The organism is Jannaschia sp. R86511, assembly GCF_042466345.1.
GTDB lineage: Bacteria > Actinomycetota > Actinomycetes > Actinomycetales > JBBAYJ01 > Aquipuribacter.
On sequence record NZ_JAXHCD010000001.1, the window covers coordinates 2323208 to 2338443 of the forward strand.

Annotated in this window: 16 protein-coding genes; 8 read left to right on the plus strand and 8 right to left on the minus strand. The window is 74.9% G+C overall.

Going from position 1 to position 15236, the window contains the following annotated elements; translation table 11 throughout:
- Positions 1-35: 35 nt before the first annotated feature.
- Entirely contained in the window at positions 36-473 is a 438-nt protein-coding gene (locus SJY06_RS10945) for a GtrA family protein (protein ID WP_380167456.1), read from the plus strand.
- The gene (locus tag SJY06_RS10950) at positions 470-1492 is read left to right on the plus strand and encodes a glycosyltransferase (protein WP_380167458.1); all 1023 of its coding nucleotides are present in this window, start codon (positions 470-472) and stop codon (positions 1490-1492) included. The genes SJY06_RS10945 and SJY06_RS10950 overlap by 4 nt, the downstream gene beginning before the upstream one ends.
- Here SJY06_RS10950 and SJY06_RS10955 read toward each other — a convergent pair.
- Positions 1441-3210 (minus strand): hypothetical protein, encoded by a 1770-nt coding sequence (locus SJY06_RS10955; protein WP_380167460.1) that lies wholly within the window; start codon positions 3208-3210, stop codon positions 1441-1443. The two genes, SJY06_RS10950 and SJY06_RS10955, sit on opposite strands and share 52 nt — an antisense overlap.
- 93 nt (positions 3211-3303) lie before the next feature.
- Here SJY06_RS10955 and SJY06_RS10960 point away from each other — a divergent pair, with 93 nt between their 5' ends.
- From SJY06_RS10960 to SJY06_RS10975, 4 genes are all read left to right on the plus strand, one after another.
- Complete coding sequence (locus SJY06_RS10960) at positions 3304-4287, plus strand: GDP-mannose 4,6-dehydratase (protein WP_380167462.1); 984 nt, start codon at positions 3304-3306, stop codon at positions 4285-4287.
- An 8-nt stretch (positions 4288-4295) separates the two neighbouring features.
- Positions 4296-5255 (plus strand): GDP-mannose 4,6-dehydratase, encoded by a 960-nt coding sequence (locus SJY06_RS10965; RefSeq protein ID WP_380167464.1) that lies wholly within the window; start codon positions 4296-4298, stop codon positions 5253-5255.
- Positions 5256-5348: 93 nt separating this feature from the next.
- Positions 5349-6338, plus strand: coding sequence for a dTDP-glucose 4,6-dehydratase (gene rfbB / locus SJY06_RS10970; protein ID WP_380167466.1), 990 nt, complete (start codon positions 5349-5351; stop codon positions 6336-6338).
- A 3-nt stretch (positions 6339-6341) separates the two neighbouring features.
- Positions 6342-6929 carry a dTDP-4-dehydrorhamnose 3,5-epimerase family protein gene (locus SJY06_RS10975; protein ID WP_380167468.1) on the plus strand — a complete coding sequence of 196 codons (588 nt, stop codon included), beginning with the start codon at positions 6342-6344 and terminating at the stop codon, positions 6927-6929.
- Here the strand turns inward: SJY06_RS10975 and SJY06_RS10980 are convergent.
- The 6 genes from SJY06_RS10980 to SJY06_RS11005 all read right to left on the minus strand — a co-directional run bounded on the left by SJY06_RS10980 (position 6884) and on the right by SJY06_RS11005 (position 12407).
- On the minus strand, positions 6884-7924 hold the full coding sequence (locus SJY06_RS10980) for a lysylphosphatidylglycerol synthase domain-containing protein (protein WP_380167470.1): 1041 nt from the start codon (positions 7922-7924) through the stop codon (positions 6884-6886). The two genes, SJY06_RS10975 and SJY06_RS10980, sit on opposite strands and share 46 nt — an antisense overlap.
- Positions 7921-8685 carry a class I SAM-dependent methyltransferase gene (locus SJY06_RS10985; RefSeq protein WP_380167472.1) on the minus strand — a complete coding sequence of 255 codons (765 nt, stop codon included), beginning with the start codon at positions 8683-8685 and terminating at the stop codon, positions 7921-7923. The genes SJY06_RS10980 and SJY06_RS10985 overlap by 4 nt, the downstream gene beginning before the upstream one ends.
- A gap of 125 nt (positions 8686-8810) precedes the next feature.
- The gene (gene galE, locus SJY06_RS10990; RefSeq protein ID WP_380167474.1) at positions 8811-9770 is read right to left on the minus strand and encodes a UDP-glucose 4-epimerase GalE; all 960 of its coding nucleotides are present in this window, start codon (positions 9768-9770) and stop codon (positions 8811-8813) included.
- Positions 9771-9779: 9 nt separating this feature from the next.
- Positions 9780-10436: a 3-oxoacid CoA-transferase subunit B gene (locus tag SJY06_RS10995; RefSeq protein ID WP_380169698.1), complete on the minus strand. Its 657-nt coding sequence runs from the start codon at positions 10434-10436 to the stop codon at positions 9780-9782.
- A gap of 41 nt (positions 10437-10477) precedes the next feature.
- Positions 10478-11266, minus strand: a complete 789-nt coding sequence (locus SJY06_RS11000; protein WP_380167476.1) for a CoA transferase subunit A — start codon at positions 11264-11266, stop codon at positions 10478-10480.
- A 22-nt stretch (positions 11267-11288) separates the two neighbouring features.
- The gene (locus SJY06_RS11005; RefSeq protein WP_380167478.1) at positions 11289-12407 is read right to left on the minus strand and encodes a glycosyltransferase family 4 protein; all 1119 of its coding nucleotides are present in this window, start codon (positions 12405-12407) and stop codon (positions 11289-11291) included.
- Between the two features lie 73 nt (positions 12408-12480).
- On the opposite strand from SJY06_RS11005, the gene rfbD reads away from it, so the two are divergent.
- Positions 12481-13335, plus strand: a complete 855-nt coding sequence (rfbD, locus tag SJY06_RS11010) for a dTDP-4-dehydrorhamnose reductase (protein ID WP_380167480.1) — start codon at positions 12481-12483, stop codon at positions 13333-13335.
- 11 nt (positions 13336-13346) lie between these two features.
- On the opposite strand, the gene SJY06_RS11015 is transcribed toward rfbD, so the two are convergent.
- Entirely contained in the window at positions 13347-14063 is a 717-nt protein-coding gene (locus SJY06_RS11015; RefSeq protein WP_380167482.1) for a TIGR03089 family protein, read from the minus strand.
- A 108-nt stretch (positions 14064-14171) separates the two neighbouring features.
- Here SJY06_RS11015 and SJY06_RS11020 point away from each other — a divergent pair, with 108 nt between their 5' ends.
- Positions 14172-15200 (plus strand): glycosyltransferase family 2 protein, encoded by a 1029-nt coding sequence (locus tag SJY06_RS11020; RefSeq protein ID WP_380167484.1) that lies wholly within the window; start codon positions 14172-14174, stop codon positions 15198-15200.
- Positions 15201-15236: the final 36 nt, after the last annotated feature.

Below are 15236 nucleotides of genomic sequence, written 5' to 3' on the forward strand. Positions count from 1 at the left end.
CCAGCGTGCCACAGCGGCCCCCGTACGCTGACGCCATGAGTGGTGAGACGGTGACGCGCCGTGGCGGGCCCGTCGTCGGCCGGGCCCGGGCGCTGCTGGGCACCCACCAGGTGCGGTACCTGCTCGTGGCCGGCACCACGACGCTGTTCTACCTGGGTGCGGTGGCCGCGGGCCTGGCCCTGGACCTGCCGTACATGCTGGCCATCGCCCTGGCGCACGCGGTCACCATCGCCCTGGCCTTCCCGGCCTACCGGACGCTGGTGTTCCGGTCCTCCCGCCGCTGGCAGGCCGACTTCTGGCGGTTCCTGTCGGTGTGGTCCAGCGGCATGGTCGCCGGTTTCGTCGCGACCCCGCTGCTGGTCGAGCTGGCCGGGGTCGACCCGTTCGTCGCGCAGGTCGTGGCCATCGTGGTGGTGGCCGTCGCGTCGTACCTGGGTCACCGGTTCTTCAGCTTCAGGAGGTCGCAGCCATGAGGCTGTCCGTGGTCGTGCCCTGCTACCGCTCCGTCGAGACCCTGGCCGGGCTGGTCGAGGGGGTGCACGCCGAGCTGGGTCGACCGGGCTCCGGGGTCGACGACTTCGAGCTGGTGCTGGTCGTGGACGGCAGCCCGGACTCGACGTTCGCGCTGGCCAACGACCTGGCGCGGCGCTTCCCCCGGGTCCGCGTGCTCATGCTGAGCCGCAACTACGGCCAGCACAACGCCCTGCTGGCCGGGATCGAGCGGGCGTCGTTCGAGGTGGTCGTGACCATGGACGACGACCTGCAGCACCGGCCGGACCAGATCACCCGGCTCGTCGAGCCGCTGCAGGACCCTCTGGTGGACCTGGTCTACGGCGTGGCCGTCACCGAGGAGCACGCCTTCTGGCGCTCGCTGGCCTCGCGGGCGGTCAAGCGCGGCCTGGCGCTGGCCGGGGTCGACAACGCCTCCGACGTGTCGGCGTTCCGGGCGTTCCGGACCGAGCTGCGCCACGGCTTCCCCGAGGCGGCCGACGCGTTCGCGTCGGTCGACGTGCTGCTGTCGTGGACCACGGTGGCGGTGACCCGGGTCGACGTCCAGATGGACCAGCGCGAGGCGGGGGAGTCGGCCTACGGGCTGCGCAAGCTCATGCGGCACACCCTGAACATGGTGACCGGCTACGGGACGCTGCCGCTGCGGCTGGTCACGGTTCTCGGGGTGGTCTGCGCCGTGCTGGGTGCCGTGCTGCTCGCGACCGTGCTGGTGGGCTACTTCGTCGGGTCGACCACCGTGAGCGGGTTCACCACGCTCGCCTCGATGATCGCGCTGTTCTCGGCCGCGCAGATGCTGTCGATCGGGGTGCTGGGGGAGTACGTCGGCCGGCTGCACTTCCGCAGCATGCACAAGCCGACCTACGTGGTCCGGCTCGACAGCACGGCCGACCCGGTGGCGGCCGAGGCGACCGCCCGGGCCATGCGGCAGCGCTACCCGTCGGCCCCCTCGTCCCTCGGGTCCTCGGTGCCCAGGGAGCAGTAGGGCTCGCCGAAGTACAGCCGGAACGACTCGTCGGCGCCGCGCAGCAGCGGGGTGCGGGTCGACGTCGCCGTGACGTCCCGGTGGGCGAGCGCGACCGTGTCGCAGCGGCGGATGTCGCCCGCGCGGGACAGGTCGCCGCGGGCGAGCTCGCCGTGCACGGCGACGACCGCTGCGCTGCCGGGCAGGTTGCGGGCGGTCCGGGTCGCGGCGACGTTGCTGGGGAAGGTGACGGCGACGAGCGTGCCCAGCACGACGGCGGAGGCGAGCACCAGCAGGCCGGCGCGGGCCGGGTGCAGCAGCACCAGGGCACGCACCGCGAGCAGGCCGGCCAGGGCCAGGCAGAACCAGGCGAGGACCGTGTGCCGGTAGGGCAGGCCGAGGCTGGCCACCAGCTCCTGGGCCTGGACCGACAGCGACATGATCCCGGCCGCCCCGAGCGCCACCAGCAGCACCACGACGGCCGCGCGCAGCAGCACCCCGACCTCACCGGTACCGCCCGGGCGGGGGTCGTCGCCCGCGACGGCCGCCGGGCCCGGGCGCAGGCGCCACAGCACGACCAGGCAGCCGGCCAGGAGCAGGCCCAGCAGCAGCGACGCGGGGCTGACCAGGGCCGGGACCACCGGGTCGTCGGACAGCGCCGTCATGTCCTCGAGCAGCTCGGTCCGCCCGAACACCGGCAGGCTGCCCAGCAGGTTGCGGAACCCGGTGACCAGGACGCCGGTGCCCAGGCTGGGGTCGGTGCCGACGTAGCACGGCTCCTGCTCGCCGGGGATGCCGTCGATCCGCTCGATCGTCCCCTGGCACGCGGCGGCGATGCCGGCGCGGATCGCCACCAGGACGACGACGAACGAGACCAGGAACGGGGTCAGGGTCAGGACCTTGGCCCGGACCTCGTCCCGCAGCCGGCCCCCCGCGGTGACCGGCATCAGCAGCAGCAGCACGACCCCCGCGGGCACGGCCACCACGTACAGCTCGTAGGTGGTGTTGAGCACGACGCCCAGCACGACGCCCACCAGCAGCGCGAGGAGCACCGCCCGTGCCCCGCCCCGGCCGACGGCACGGGCCAGGACGAGCAGCAGCGCCAGGGTCCCCAGCACGACCACCACGGCGCCCACCGTCAGCAGCGGGTAGGCGACCCAGCCGTTGCGGGCCGGCACCTGCGTCTGGGCCCCGGCGGCCGCCGCCGCCACCGTGCCGGCCAGCAGGAAGGTCCGGGTGCCGCGGGACAGCGGCTCCAGGCCCTCCGGCCCGCGTCGGCGCAGCGAGGACACGAACGCGTGGACGGCCGCCACCGCGGCCAGCAGGGTGAGCAGCTTGACCAGGGCGTGCCACACGGCCACGGGCACGCCGGTGGCCACGGCGAGGTCCAGGACGGTGACCGCCGCCAGCCGGCGCACCGCGAAGGCCAGCGGCGTGACCCGGCCGTTGGCCGGGTCCGCGTCCTGGGCCACCTGGGCGAGCACGGCCAGCAGCGAGCCGTCGAAGTCCGCGGCGGAGATCAGGTACCAGTACCGGTCGTCGGACTGAACCGGTGACGCCCACACCGGCAGCAGCGCCACCAGCACCGCGGTCACCAGCAGCACCCACACCCAGGCGCGGGTCAGCACGGACCTCCGGGGGGCGGGGGCGTCGGCCCCGGGCGGGGCCGCGGTGACGGCCTGGTCCTGGTGGCGGCGCGTCCCGTGCCGGCGACGTTCGGTGGCGACGGGACCGGGCATGCGGGCCAGCCTAGATGGCGGGCCCGCCCGTCTCGTCCCCCTCGTCCCGGTCGTGGGTCCGACACGGGGTGCGGCCCGTGGCAGGCTCTGCGCATGCCTCGCGCGCTCATCACGGGAATCACCGGTCAGGACGGGATGTACCTGTCGGAGCTGCTGCTCGGCAAGGGCTACGAGGTGTACGGGCTCGTCCGGGGCCAGAACAACCCCAAGGCCGCGACGCTGGCCGAGGAGCTGCCGGACGTGAAGCAGCTGACCGGCGACCTGACCGACCTGTCGAGCCTGCTGCGGGCGCTGTCGACCGCCTCGCCCGACGAGGTCTACAACCTCGGGGCCATCTCCTACGTGGCCTACTCCTGGCAGAACGCCCACCTGACCACCGAGGTCACCGCCCAGGGCGTGCTCAACGCCCTGGAGGCCGTGCGGCTGCACTGCGGCGACGACCTGTCGCAGGTGCGCTTCTACCAGGCGTCCAGCTCGGAGATGTTCGGCCGCGTGCAGGAGGTGCCGCAGCGCGAGACCACCCTGCTGTGGCCGCGCAGCCCGTACGGGGTGGCCAAGGTCTTCGGGCACTACATGACCATCAACTACCGCGAGTCCTACGGCATGCACGCCTCCAGCGGCATCCTGTTCAACCACGAGTCGCCGCGGCGCGGGCCCGAGTTCGTCACCCGCAAGGTGACCCAGGCGGTGGCCCGGATCGCGCTGGGCCAGCAGGACCGGATCACGCTGGGCAACCTCGAGGCGCGGCGGGACTGGGGCTTCGCCGGGGACTACGTCGAGGCGATGTGGCGGATGCTGCAGCAGGACGAGGCCGACGACTACGTCGTGGCCACGGGGGAGGCGCACTCCATCCGCGAGCTGCTCGACGTCGCCTTCGCCCACGTCGGGGTGGACGACTGGTCGGACAAGGTGGTCCAGGACCCCGCGTTCTTCCGGCCCGCCGAGGTGGACGAGCTGGTGGGCGACCCGGCCAAGGCCAAGGAGCGGTTGGGCTGGACCCCGACGGTCGGGTTCGCCGACCTGGTCCGGATGATGGTCGACAGCGACCTCGAGCAGCAGCGCCAGCTGCTGCCCTGAGGCTGCCGGTGACGGGCCGCGCCCTCATCACGGGGGTGACCGGGCAGGACGGCAGCTACCTGGCCGAGCGCCTGCTGGCGGACGGCTGGACGGTGCACGGCCTCGTGCACGGGGCCGGCGAGCGGGCCGTGGCCGGGGTGCACGTGCACCCCGGTGACGTGGCCGAGGCCGGCACGTTCGAGCGGCTGCTGCCCGAGGTGGCCCCCGACGTGGTCTTCCACCTGGCCGGGATGTCGTCGGTGGCGCAGTCGTGGCGCGAGGCCGCCCGGTGCGCGGAGGTGACGGGCACCGCCGTGGCCCGGCTGCTCGAGGCCTGCTTCGGCGACGGCTCGTCGCCCGGCCAGGGGCCCCGCGTCGTGCTGGCCTCCAGCGCCGAGGTGTTCGGGGCCGCGACCAGCTCGCCGCAGGACGAGACCACGCCGGTGCGGCCCACCTCGCCCTACGGCGCGGCCAAGGCCTTCGCGCTGCACCTGGGCGGGGTGTACCGGCAGGCGGGGCACCACGTCGGCGCGGCCATCCTGTACAACCACGAGTCGCCGCGGCGGCCGCACACGTTCGTCACGCGCAAGATCACCACCACGGTGGCCGGGATCGTCGCCGGCACCGCCTCGACGCTGCGGGTGGGCAACCTGGAGGCGCGGCGCGACTGGGGCTGGGCGCCGGACCACGTCGACGCGCTGGTGCGCATGGCCGCGGCCGACACGCCCGACGACTACGTGGTCGCCACCGGGGTGGGGCACAGCGTGCGCGAGCTGGTCGCGGCCGCGTTCGCGGCGGCGGGGGTCGAGGACTGGGAGCAGCTGGTCCAGGTGGACCCGGCCCTGGTGCGGCCCGTCGACGCCGTCGACCTCGTGGGCGACGCGCGCCGGATCCGGGACCGGCTCGGCTGGGCGCCCACGGTGCCGTTCGAGGAGGTCGTGGCCCGGATGGTGCGGGCCGACCTGCACGGCGGACCCGGCGGGGCCTGAGCGCCGGAGCCGCGGCCCGCGGCCGAACCGCCTCGGGGCGCGCACCGTCGCCACTAGGCTCACGGGCGTCGTCCCGAGTCCCAAGGAGTTCCCATGCGTCTGCTCGTCACCGGGGGTGCCGGCTTCATCGGCAGCCACTACGTCCGGACCGTCCTGCAGGGCGGGTACGACGGGTACGCGCCCGACGAGGTGGTGGTCCTGGACGCCCTCACCTACGCCGGTAACCGCGACAACCTGGCACCGGTGCTGGACGACCCGCGGCTGCGCCTGGCCGTGGCCGACATCCGCGACGCGGCCGCGGTGGACGGGCTCGTGGCCGGGGCGGACCACGTCGTGCACTTCGCCGCCGAGTCGCACGTGGACCGCTCGATCGGCGGGGCGGCGGACTTCGTCACGACCAACGTCGTCGGCACCCAGGTGCTGCTGGACGCCGCCCTGCGCCACGACGTCGCCCGCTTCGTCCACGTGTCCACCGACGAGGTCTACGGCTCGGTCGAGAGCGGCTCCTGGTCGGAGGAGGCGCCGCTGCAGCCCAACAGCCCGTACTCGGCGTCCAAGGCCGGCAGCGACCTGCTCGCCCGCGCCTTCCACCGCACCCACGGCCTGCCGGTCTGCATCACGCGCTGCAGCAACAACTACGGGCCGTACCAGTTCCCCGAGAAGGTCATCCCGCTGTTCGTCAGCAACCTGCTCGACGGCGGCACCGTGCCGCTGTACGGCGACGGGCTGAACGTCCGGGACTGGCTGCACGTGGACGACCACTGCCGCGGCATCCAGCTGGTGCTGCAGGACGGCCGGGCCGGTGAGGTCTACAACATCGGCGGCGGCACGGAGCTGACCAACCGGGAGCTGACCGAGCGGCTGCTGGCCGCGACCGGGCGGGAGTGGGACGCCGTCGTCCCGGTGGCCGACCGGCTCGGCCACGACCGCCGCTACTCCGTCGACATCGCCAAGGCCCGGGAGGAGCTGGGCTACCAGCCGCGGGTCCGTTTCGACGAGGGCCTGGCGGACACCGTGCGCTGGTACGAGCAGAACCGCGCCTGGTGGGAGCCGCTCAAGCAGCGCGCCGGGCTGGGGGTCTGAGCCGTGCAGGTGCGTGAGCTGGCCGTGCAGGGGGCCCTGGAGGTCACCCCGCGCCAGTTCGGCGACTCCCGCGGGCTGGTCCTCGAGTGGTTCCGCGACGACGTCTTCACCCGGGCCACCGGCCAGCGCTTCGACCTGCAGCAGGCCAACTGCTCGGTCTCGGCCGCGGGCGCGCTGCGCGGCATCCACTTCGCCGACGTGCCCCCCGGGCAGGCCAAGTACGTGACCTGCCTGTCCGGGTCGGTCATGGACGTCGTCGTCGACCTGCGGGTCGGCAGCCCGACGTTCGGCCGCTGGGACTCGGTGCTGCTGGACGACGTGGACCGGCGGGCCGCGTACCTGCCGGTCGGGGTCGGGCACGCGTTCCTGTCGCTGGCCGACGGCTCCACCGTGGCCTACCTCTGCTCGGCGCCCTACACGCCCGAGCGTGAGCACGGGGTGCACCCGCTGGACGCCGACGTCGGCATCCGGTGGCCCGAGGTCGGGCGGGACGGCACGCCGCTGACGCTGGAGCTGTCGGCCAAGGACCAGGTCGCGCCCACGCTTCAGGAGGCGCTGGACTCGGGGCTGCTGCCGCGCTGGACCGGCTGACCCGGCTGGCCCGGCGCGTCCGGCCCGGCCGGGGTCACCGCGCCCGCAGGACGGCGCAGCACCCCGGCGGACGCCGCGGCCAGGCCCAGGTCGGCCACCGTGAGCGCGACCCGGGAGACCAGGGCCACCGACAGCGCCTCCGACACCCCGACGACCGGGCCGAGCACAGCCACCAGCACCGCCTCGCGGGCGCCCACCCCGGCCGGTGCGGCGACGGCGAGGAACCCGACCACCCAGGCCAGCGCGTAGCCGCCGACCGCGGCGGGCAGCGTGCCCGCGGCGGCGCCCAGCGGCTGAAGCAGCACCCAGGTGGCGGTGCCGTAGCAGGCCCAGGCCAGCCCCATCAACGCCGCGGCCCGGCCGGTGGCCGACCAGCCCGGTGACGCCGTCGCCAGCGCGGGACGCCACCGGGCCAGCGCGCGCAGCAGCCGGCCCAGCACCGGGGGCAGCAGCACGACGAGCCCGGCCACGGCCACCGGCAGCACCAGCCAGGCCCACCGCGACGCCAGACCCGCCCCCACCCCGACGACCCCGACGACGACGCCGGTCACGGTGTGCAGCAGCAGGAACAGCGTCGCCGCCCCCACCATGGCCGGCCGCGCGACCCCGTAGCGACGGGCCAGCACCGCCTGGGCCAGCACGGGCCACAGCGACCCGGGCACGTACTTGCCCGCCTGCGTGACGTAGAAGACGCGGTGCGCCACCCAGGGCGACGGGCCGCCTCCCAGGGCGCGCAGCCAGACCCGCCAGCACTCACCCGTGGCCAGCACCCCCGCCGTGGTCAGCAGCAGGCACAGCAGCGCCGGTCCCCAGCCGATGGCGGTCAGGGCCTCCGACACCTCGTCCCACCGGTCGACCACCACGACGGTGCCGAGCACGAGCACGCCCACGCCGACCAGCACCGACAGCCAGGTGAGCAGCCGTGCCCGGGACCCGGGGCCGGCCGGGCCGCCGACGGTCGGGCCGTCGACGGCCGGTGGCCCGGGCGTGCTCACCCGCCCAGGGCGGCGGGCTCGCGCGACAGCAGCACGGTCTCGCGCGGGACCGGCTGGCACGGGGTCGCGCCCCGGGTCCGGCGGACCAGCCAGCCGCGCCGGGCGGCCTCGTCGACCGCGGGGGAGTAGCGGGTGCGCTGGGCGTCGTCCAGCAGCACCAGCCCGCCCGGGGCCACCCGGTCCAGCACGTGCAGCAGCACCTCGCCCCGGGCCCGGCCGTCGACCAGCACCAGGTCGAAGTCGCCCGGCACGTCGTCGATCGCCTTCACGTAGTCGGCGAAGTCCAGGCCCTGCCCGCTGGGCGCGCCCGAGGCGACCACCGGCGAGGTGCTCGTGGGCACCGCCGGCACGTGGACGGTCGGCGTGCAGCGCAGGCCCGGCGTCGTCGCCAGCAGCTCGCGCACCCGCTCGGCCCATTCGGCCTCGTGCTCCACCGCGTCGACCGAGCCGGCCCGCCGGGCCAGCCACAGCGTGCTGGCCCCGGAGCCGTACTCGAAGACCCGGCCGGCCCCGTCGTGGCGGGCCAGGAACGCGTCCACGGCGTCCACCGCCTGGTAGGTCCACCAGGGCAGGTCCATCCGGACCAGGTCCTCGGCGTTGTGCACCGCGAGCAGCGTCCGCAGGTGCGCGGAGACCGACCGCGGGTTGGCGGCCACCTGCCGGTCCCACATGTTCAGCAACCGCGTCCGGTCCAACCCGCGCCGGGCGCCGGTCATGACCCCCAGGTACACGTCGCGCAGCAGGCCCTGGTCCCTCGACATCCGTTCTCCGTCTCCGGCGGGCCCCGCGGCCCGCCCGTCGCAGGGTAGTCGCGCAGGGGCCGTGCCACGGCCACCGCTCGGCGACCCGTCGGTCCGGTGGCGGGCGCCCCCGGCCGTGGTGGGGCTCAGGCGCGGGCGGGCACCACGGAGGCGCAGATGTCGTCCAGGTCCCGGGCGGCGCGCCAGCCCAGGACCTCGCTGATGCGCTCGACCGAGGCGACCAGGCGGGGCGGGTCGCCGGCCCGGCGCGGCTCCACCACGGTGGGGACCGGGTGCCCCAGCGCCCGCGACAGCGAGGCGACGACGTCCAGGACGGACGCACCGTGCCCGGTGCCGACGTTCAGCACGTCGTAGGGGCGGTCGTCCTGCTCCAGGTAGCCCAGCGCCGCCACGTGGGCGTCGGCCAGGTCCGCGACGTGCACGTAGTCGCGCACGCAGGTGCCGTCGGGCGTCGGGTAGTCGTCGCCGAACACCGCGGCCGGCAGGCCCTCGGCGACGCGGGCCAGCAGGATCGGCACCAGGTTGGCCACCGACGTGTCGGCCAGCTCCGGCCGGCCGGTGCCCGCGACGTTGAAGTAGCGCAGGCTCACGGCACGCAGCCCCGTGGCGCGGGCGGCGGCCCGCACGAGCCACTCCCCGACGAGCTTGGTCTCGCCGTAGGGGTTGATCGGCGCGCAGGCCATGGCCTCGTCGACCACGTCGACGTCGGGCATGCCGTACGCGGCCGCCGACGACGAGAACACCAGCCGGTCCACGCCCGAGGACTGCATCGCGGTCAGCAGGTTGGCCAGCCCCGCGACGTTCTGGTGGTAGTAGCGGGTGGGCTGCTCCACGGACTCCCCGACGGCCTTGCGTGCGGCCAGGTGCACCACGGCCTGCACCTGGTGCTGGGCGAACGCGGCCCGCAGCACGCCGGGCGCCTCGTCGCGGGCCAGGTCGAGCTCGACCAGCGGGAACGCGTCGATCCGGGACCCCACCCCGGAGGACATGTCGTCCACGGCGAGGACGTGCACCCCGGTCTCGGCGAGCAGGTGGGCGACGTGGGACCCGATGTAGCCGGCTGCTCCGGTGACCGCGACTGTCATGGCAGGACGCTACTGCCGGGCACCGGTCCCGGCCCCGAGGTCGTCCGGCACCCGGACCAGGGTGCCCGTGGCGGCCAGCACGGCCTCCAGGGCCACCCCGGGGGCGAGCTCGCGCAGCACGAAGCCACCCGCGGGGTCGGCGCGGTCGACGTCCAGCACGGCCAGGTCGGTGATGACGCGGTCCACGACGCCGCGGCCGGTCAGCGGCAGCGTGCACTCGCCCACCAGCTTGGCGGAGCCGTCGCGGGCCACGTGCTCCATGATCACCACCACGCGACGGGCGCCGTGGACCAGGTCCATCGCCCCGCCCATGCCCTTGACCATCTTGCCGGGGACCAGCCAGTTGGCGATGTCCCCGGCCGGGGACACCTGCATGGCGCCCAGCAGGGCGATGTCGATCTTGCCGCCCCGGATCATCGCGAAGCTGGTCGCGGAGTCGAAGTAGCTCGCCCCGGGCAGGACCGTGACGGTCTCCTTGCCCGCGTTGATGAGGTCGGGGTCCACCTCCGCCTCGGCCGGGTAGGGGCCGACGCCGAGGATGCCGTTCTCGCTCTGCAGCACGACCTCCACCCCGGCGGGGACGTGGTTGGCGACCAGGGTTGGCAGGCCGATGCCCAGGTTGACGTAGTCGCCGTCGCTCAGCTCGCGCGCGGCGCGCGCCGCCATCTCCTCCCGGCTCAGGCCGGCGGGTCGCGTCCCCTGCTCGCTCACGAGGCCTCCTGTCGCAGCGTCCGGCGCTCGACGAGCTTGTCGGCCGCCTGGTCCGGACTGAGCACGACCACCCGGTGCACGAAGGCCCCCGGCAGGTGCACGGCATCCGGGTCGATCTCGCCGGGCTCCACCAGCTCCTCGACCTCGGCCACGCACAGCCGGCCGGACATGGCCACCAGCGGGTTGAAGTTGCGGGCCGAGGCGTGGAACTGCAGGTTGCCCAGCCGGTCGCCCCGGGCGGCCCGCACCAGGGCCACGTCGGCGACGATCGCGGTCTCCAGGACGTGGTCGACCGGCTCGGCGTCGGGGTCGGCCGTGGCGGGGAAGCGCTCCACCCGCTTGGCGGGCGAGGCCACCGCGACCGAGCCGTCGGCGGCGTAGCGCCAGGGCAGGCCGCCGTCGGCGACCACGGTGCCCACCCCGGTCCGGGTGAAGAACGCCGGGATGCCGGACCCGCCGGCCCGCAGCCGCTCGGCCAGCGTGCCCTGCGGGGTCAGCTCGACCTCGAGCTCGCCGGACAGGTACTGCCGGGCGAACTCCCTGTTCTCGCCGACGTAGCTGGCCACGACGCGGCGGACCCGGCCGGCCTCGAGCAGCAGCCCGAGCCCGGCGCCGTCCACGCCGCAGTTGTTCGACACGACCTCGAGGTCGCGGGTGCCGGCGTCGAGCACGGCCTGGATGAGGACCCGGGGGATGCCGCACAGGCCGAAGCCGCCCACGGCGACGGTGGCCCCGTCGCGCAGGTCGGCGACGGCGGTGCGCGCGTCGGGGACGACGATGTCCATGGTCACGAACCTAGCGCCGCGCTCACTTGTTGCGCGCGGCGTGCAGCTCGACCGCGGTGGTCCCGCCCGTGGCCACCTGCTGCAGCATGTCGTGCAGGGTCCGGGCGAAGCGCTGCGGCGAGTACAGCTCGCGGGCCGTGTCGCCGAACGTCTTGCCGGTGGCCTGCAGGGCGTCCAGGTCGGCGAGCACCTCGTCGAGTCGGGCCCGCCAGCGGGGGGCGTCCTGCGAGGTGACCAGCCAGCCGGTCTCGCCGTCGACGACGGCGTCGGGGATGCCCTCGATGTCGGCGGCCAGCACCGGCAGGTCCCGGACGGCGGCCTCGACGTTGACCAGGCCGAAGCCCTCCATGTCGCCGTAGACGTGGATGTTGGGCTGCACGAACAGGTCCGCGCCGCGCAGCAGCAGCTCGCGGTCGGCGCTGCTCACCCGGCCCAGCAGGCGCACGGAGTCCTGCAGGCCCTTGCTGCGGGCCACCCGGCGGATCCGGTCCTCGGCCGGGCCGGCCCCGGCCACCAGGTGGACCACGTCGCGCCGGGCGTGCGGCAGCACCTGCGCGACGAACCAGGCGACGCCCTTGCGCCGGACCAGGCGGCCCAGGGTGACGAGGACCGCGGTGCCGGGCCCCACCCCCAGCCGCTCGCGCAGCTCGGCCCGCGCCTGCTCGCGCGGCGCCATGTCGGGCGGCGGCTCCACCGACAGCCGCAGCACGGTCAGGTGGTCCTCCTCGACCCCGGCCGCCCGGACCGCGGTCGCGGTGGCGTTGCTGATGGCGATGATCAGCGGGGCCGCCCGCAGGTGCCGGACCACGATCTTGCGGTAGACCGAGGAGTCGAAGGTCACGTCCAGGCCCATGACCATGGTGGCGTGCGGCACGTGGAAGACCCGCAGCAGCTTGGTGGCCACGGCGTTCATCAGCGCGTCGCCCAGCAGGACCACGTCGGGGCGGTCGGTGCGGATCACGCGGGCCATCCGCCACAGGGTCAGCGGCAGCCACCACCACGACGCCCAGTCGCTGCGGACGTTGCGCAGCAGGGTGACGCGGGAGCCGCCGGCCAGCAGGGCGTCGTAGGTGTCCTTGGCCAGGGTCTCCATGCCGCCGGTCTGCGGCGGGAACTTGCGGGTGACGAACAGGACGTGCACGGGGTGAACCTACTGGGCGTCGCGGCCTGCGGTGCCACGGCACGCAGCCGACACCGGCGCTAGCCTGCGCGCCATGGACGTCCTCGTCACCGGCGCAGCCGGCATGCTCGGCACGGACCTGGTCACGGCGCTGCTCGAGGCCGACCACGAGGTGACCGGGCTGGACCGCTCCGACCTCGACGTCACCGACGCCGAGGCGGTCGCCACCGCGGTCTCCGGCCACGACGTGGTGGTCAACTGCGCGGCCTGGACGGCGGTCGACGACGCCGAGGCCCACGAGGCCGACGCCCTCGCGGTCAACGCGACCGCGGCGGGGACGCTGGCCCGCGCCTGCGCCGCCGCCGGCGTCCGGCTGGTGCACCTGTCCACCGACTACGCGGTCGGCGGGCACCCGGCCGGTACGCCCGTCCCCGCGGACGCGCCGCTCAGCCCGGTCGGCGCCTACGGGCGCACCAAGGCCGCCGGCGAGGAGGCGGTGCGGGCGTCGGGGGCCGACGCCCTCGTGCTGCGCACGGCCTGGCTGTACGGCGCCCACGGGTCGTGCTTCCCGCGGACGATGGCCCGCCTGGCCCGCGAGCGTGACGTCCTGCGGGTGGTCGACGACCAGCTCGGGCAGCCCACCTGGACCGTCGACGTGGCCGACCTCGTGGTGCGGCTGCTGGCCGCGGGGGCCCCGGCCGGGACCTACCACGCGACGTCGGCCGGCTGGACGTCCTGGTACGAGCTGGCGATGGAGGTGGTCCGCTCCGTGGGCCGCGACCCCGACATGGTCGAGCCCATCGCCAGCGAGGAGCTGGACCGGCCGGCGCCGCGCCCCGCCTGGTCGGTGCTGGCGCACGACTCGCTCAAGGCCGTCGGCGTCGCCCCGATCGGGCCGTGGCGGCTGCGCTGGGCCGAGGCCGCCGACGAGGTGCTGGCCGGCGTCTGAGACCGGCTGTCCTACCGGTCCACGTCCGGCTGGTCCACGTCCGGCTGGTCCACGTCCGGGTCCACGTTCTCCTGGGCCGCCACCCGCTGCAGCGCCTGCGGGTCCAGGCCGGTGTGCAGCACGACCGACCCGCCGCCCGCCCACACGGCCACGGCGTGCTGCGGCGGGCGCTCTGGGCCGAGCAGGACCCGGCGGGCGTCGGTGAGGGCCAGGCGCAGGACCGTGGCCGGTCCGGGGGCCGGCGGCTGGTCGGGCTGCGCCGACACCTCGGCGCCGTAGTCGACGGCCCCCGCGGGCAGGTCCCGCACCGGGCCGGGCAGCGCGGCCGCCGCGACCACGACCACGACGGCGCCGGCCCGGGCCTCGCGGTCTGCGTCGTCCTCGCGCACGACGACGACGTCCGGGGTCCTGTCGTCGTCGTCCGACGCCTCGTCCACCTGCGCCCCCAGGTACCAGGCGGCGAGCCGGAGCACGGGGGCGCGCCAGTCGGCGCCGAGGCGGACCGCCACCCGGGAGCCGGGGACCACGTCGGCCTCCTCCGCCAGCAGGTGGGCCGTCTTGGCCACCCACTGGGCCAGGACGCGACCGGTCAGCTCGACCCGGCTGCCGCCCTCGCCGTACCAGGTCAGGCGGGGCCGCGGGTCGGCCTGCAACGAGGCCACGAGGCGGGCCACGTCGACCGCGGCGGGGCCGGGGGACGAGGACGGGGGAGGGGCGCCGATCTGCACGGGGACCACGGTGGCACACCTCCGTCGACCACCCCGCGCCGCCCGCGCGGGGCCCGGTCGCGCGGGTGCGCCGGAGCACCCAGGTCCGGCGGATACCCTGAGCAGGCCATGAACGAAGCCAGCGCATCCACCGCAGCGGTGTCCCCGGGGGTCCTTCCCGTCACGGGCGACCCGGTCTCCGTCGCCCCCGACGCCCCCGGCCCCGTGCTGCGGCCGATGCGGGAGCCGCTCGTCACCGACGACCGGCCCCGGCTCACCGCGACCGTGGTGCTGCCCTGCTACAACGAGCAGGACCACGTCCTGGCCGAGGTCGACCGCATCACCCGGGCCATGGACGCCGACGGCATGTCCTACGAGCTGCTCGTCATCGACGACGCCTCCACCGACGCGACGCTGCAGGTCCTCAAGGACGCCCAGCACCTGTACCCCCGGATGCGGCTGATGCCGTTCCGCCGCAACGGCGGCGCGGGCACGGCGCGCCGCATCGGCACGCGCGAGGCCTACGGCGACATCGTGGTGTGGACCGACGCCGACATGACGTACCCCAACGAGCGCATCCCGGAGTTCGTCCGGATGCTGCTGGAGGACCCGACCTTCGACCACGTGGTCGGGGCCCGCCTCACCGAGGAGGGCACCCACAAGTGGGCCCGGATGCCCGCCAAGTGGGTCATCCGCAAGTTCGCCGAGGTGCTGACCAAGCAGAAGATCCCGGACCTCAACTCCGGCCTGCGCGCGTTCCGTCGCGACGTGTCGTTGCCCTACCTGCGCCTGCTGCCGCCCGGCTTCTCGTGCGTGACGACGCTGACGATCTCGTTCCTGTCCAACCAGCACGACATCCGCTACGAGCCCATCACGTACGGCAAGCGGGCCGGGGTGTCGAAGTTCAAGTTCTTCAAGGACGCCTACCGCTACATCCTGCAGATCCTGCGGATGGTCATGTACTTCGACCCGCTGCGGATCCTGCTGCCCATCTCGCTCACGCTGCTGCTGGTGGGCGGGGCCAAGCTGGTCTACGACCAGTTCCAGGCGCTGTTCTCCCTCGCCGACAACACGGTCCTGCTGCTCGTCACCGGTCTGCTCATCGGCATGATGGGGCTGCTCGCGGACCTCATCGTGAGGTCCAGGGACAGCTCCTGACCCGAGCGCACCCGGCCCCGCGGCCGGGAGGGGAGG